Genomic DNA, 3,257 nt, shown 5'->3' with positions numbered 1-3,257 from the left:
CTTCAAATCTGCCTAAATTACCTAACGCAATCCCTCGGTTGTTCCAAGCTTCATGGTAATCGGGTTTAATTTCTAAAGCTCGATCCCAGGATGCGATCGCTTCTTCAAATCTGCCTAAATTACCTAACGCAATCCCTCGGTTGTTCCAAGCTTCATGGTAATCGGGTTTAATTTCTAAAGCTCGATCCCAGGATGCGATCGCTTGTTCAAATCTGCCTAAATTACCTAACGCATTCCCTCGGTTGTTCCAAGCATCATGGAAATCGGGTTTAATTTCTAAAGCTCGATCATAGGATGCGATCGCTTGTTCAAATCTGCCTAAATTACCTAACGCATTCCCTCGGTTGTACCAAGCTTGATGGTCATCGGGTTTAATTTCTAAAGCTCGATCCCAGGATGCGATCGCTTGTTCGTATTCTTTTCCCATTGCATGAATTAGGCCTTTTTTATGCCACAATTCAGATGCTTGAACAGGATCGAGAGATGGGGAATCGCTTAAATAGGCTTTAATTTCGGCTAACTTTTCCTGTCGTTGTTGGGGAGTAAATTGCTTATAGGTATCGAGATCGCCGTCTAAATAAACCAGTCTTCTAATTTCTCTTTCCAATATGTCCTTATCCGTCGGAAATTCATAAACTCCCGAATACCAATCAAAAAAATCCGACGCACGACGAATAAAATACCGCAAGGCAAATTCCGGCAATAAGAATACTAAAGTAAAGGGAAATTGCCGCTCAAATCGCTCACGGGATAAGTTTAAATAGCCTAAAATCTTAGGAACTCCGGCCCAGGTTCCCCCATAAACTGGACTTTGACTCGATAAGAAATAGCCTTCACTTTCCGCTTCTTCGTAGCGCAGTAGTGCATTTTCTAAACCGCGCACAAAAAGAATGTTTAGATTGGTATAATTTGGTAGATCGACAATTTTCTCATACAAATTATCGGTTTCTGAATCAAGTTGCAGGACTTGAATATTTTTATTAGGTAAATCTTGACTGACTCTCCGAATAATCTCATCAGCTTGCACGGGAGAACAGCGAACAAAGAGTAAATTAAAGCCATTTTTTCGTCTCAGCGATCGCAGTAATGCTTGATAGGATTCTGCTGCTGTTAGGGGTTGCTCTTCTCGCAATCCTTCAAAATCCGATTCCTGAAAGTTAGTTAAGGGTTTTACTTTTGGGTTTGTCATTATTATATATAGCTGTATTCAGATTTATGAGGTACAATAATTTTCTCACCTGTTCCCTGTTTCCCGCTCCCCATTCATCATTTATAATTCATCATTCATAATTCATCATTAAACTCCTTAATTTTGGTAATTAAAGGATGCACATCATACCAACTTTTCAACTCTGCATCTGCATCAAAATAAGCATATTGTAAAATACAACGATTGAATAATAATTTACGATGAGCTTCATCATTTTGAATTTCGTTGGTACGATATACCTTAGCCAGAATTTTCCACTGCTCGTGTTCTACTGTTCTCTGATAGACATCTCTAGCTTGAGTTATTGCTCTTTGAGCAGCTTTTGCGGTAATAGGTAAAGCATCCACATGATCTAAAGCGGTTTGCATTAATAAAATTAGGTTTCGTACATGACCTCCAGTCATTAAACATAATCGCTCCAGAACTTCTTGACTTTCAAAAATATCTGTTTCTAGCTTTTTCGTCGGTAAAAATTGCTGCGTTCTTTTCTCAATAATAGCCTTAATTTTTGCCATACCATCGGGATTAATAGTACGATCAAGATTGCGGATCATAATCATCGGTAAAACCATCGGGTCATTATCATAAATATCCCTTAGATCATTGGCCCGATTAGAATAGGCCATTGAAATAGGTATAGTATAAATCAAATGACAATTTAACCCCTTTAATTGATTAGCTCGATCTAAAAAAATCTCATCATGATTAGTTTTATGATCTCGCCGATTTATCGGTACGATGCGATCTAAGTTATCAACAATTACCACTAATTTTGTTGAATCATCTAAGACAGTTTTGCTATTATCAATAAACTCATTTAGTGCTGTTAACAGCGTAACAGTATGAGGATTGATTTTATTTCTTATTTCTTGTCTTTGACTGGGAATTGCCCGAATCGCCGCAGACAATTTACCAAAATATTTAATCAAGTCTCCCGTTTCTAATTTGACATCTTCCACTTTAATCTCTGTTAAAGCTAAATCAATTAAATCCTGCCAACGGGATTTTATCCAGTTTTTTAAGGGGGTTGAATTAGCCTGTTTTAGTTGTTCTAATAAATGGCGCGTACAGGCAATGAGAATATCTGTATATTGAGCATCTTCTGGATCGATATCGTCTTCATCTGCCGCAAAATAAACAACAAAACAATTTTTTTGCTCTAGATATTTTTTCAGCCGCAATAATTCCGTGGATTTCCCCCCTCCTCGATGTCCTGTGTAGAGTTGATGGGTGTAGTCTGTTGGCAGCGAACGAATAATTTTTCTGCCTAAATCTTGACAAACATCAGCATCCGCTCTCACTGCTTTTAGATCCACATAAAAGGGACTATCGGCAGGTAAAGGAACTGGTTTAAAGGCATTAGCAAGATTAGCGATTAATTGTTCAGACATAGGCGACTATAGCTTGATTGATGTCATTATTATAACAATACTTATTGACAAGATGTTATACCAAATCCGTTTTTAATATTACGACTAACTCTCGATCGAACTTCAAAAACCCAGTTATGGATTTTCCCCCACTTCCCTAGCGCTCTTCTGGAACTCTAGGCAGAAGAGAAATAGGAATTGCGTGGAAAAACCTTCTCTAAAAGAGAATTTATTAATTTATTAAGCAGGGAAAATAACCGACAGAACAAGCGAATTATTTGAGGACTAAAAACTGAACTTCCCCCATACATATATACTATAATAGCCGAAAACCCTTATCCATCAATGGATGCACCCCCTTAACTTTTCTTAATGTACCCATGTAATTTGTAACATTTCTTAATGGACAAGAATTCTCTCCATTTGCTAAAATAGTGGTCATGTATATAGAAAAAGTTCCTAACCGTAATTCCCCCCCCGCTGTTCTTCTTCGAGAGTCCTACCGAGAAGGAGAACAAGTCAAAAAAAGAACCCTTGCCAATCTCTCAAAATTACCCGATGATATTATCGACAATCTGAAACTGGCTCTTAAAGGAGCAACACTGTCAATGACTGAAGGCATTCCCAATCATTTTGAAGTGATTAGAAGTCTTCCTCATGGTCATGTAATGGCTATT

General features: G+C 37.9%; 3 protein-coding genes. 1 reads left to right on the top strand and 2 read right to left on the bottom strand.

Annotated elements, in window-relative coordinates; translation table 11 throughout:
- Together O9332_RS03360 and O9332_RS03355 are read right to left on the bottom strand one after the other, a co-directional pair.
- Positions 1-1,189 (bottom strand): tetratricopeptide repeat protein (locus O9332_RS03360; protein WP_288023627.1); only part of this gene is annotated, 1,189 nt, incomplete at its 3' end.
- Between the two features lie 95 nt (positions 1,190-1,284).
- Positions 1,285-2,601: a P-loop NTPase fold protein gene (locus tag O9332_RS03355; RefSeq protein WP_149979413.1), complete on the bottom strand. Its 1,317-nt coding sequence runs from the start codon at positions 2,599-2,601 to the stop codon at positions 1,285-1,287.
- Positions 2,602-3,020: 419 nt separating this feature from the next.
- Here O9332_RS03355 and O9332_RS03350 point away from each other — a divergent pair.
- On the top strand, positions 3,021-3,257 hold a 237-nt coding region (locus O9332_RS03350), incomplete at its 3' end, for an IS1634 family transposase N-terminal domain-related protein (RefSeq protein ID WP_502846634.1).

Source organism: Microcystis sp. LE19-10.1B, assembly GCF_027530565.1.
GTDB classification, from domain to species: Bacteria; Cyanobacteriota; Cyanobacteriia; order Cyanobacteriales; family Microcystaceae; genus Microcystis; species Microcystis aeruginosa.
This window is presented reverse-complemented; position numbering and strand designations above follow the sequence as displayed.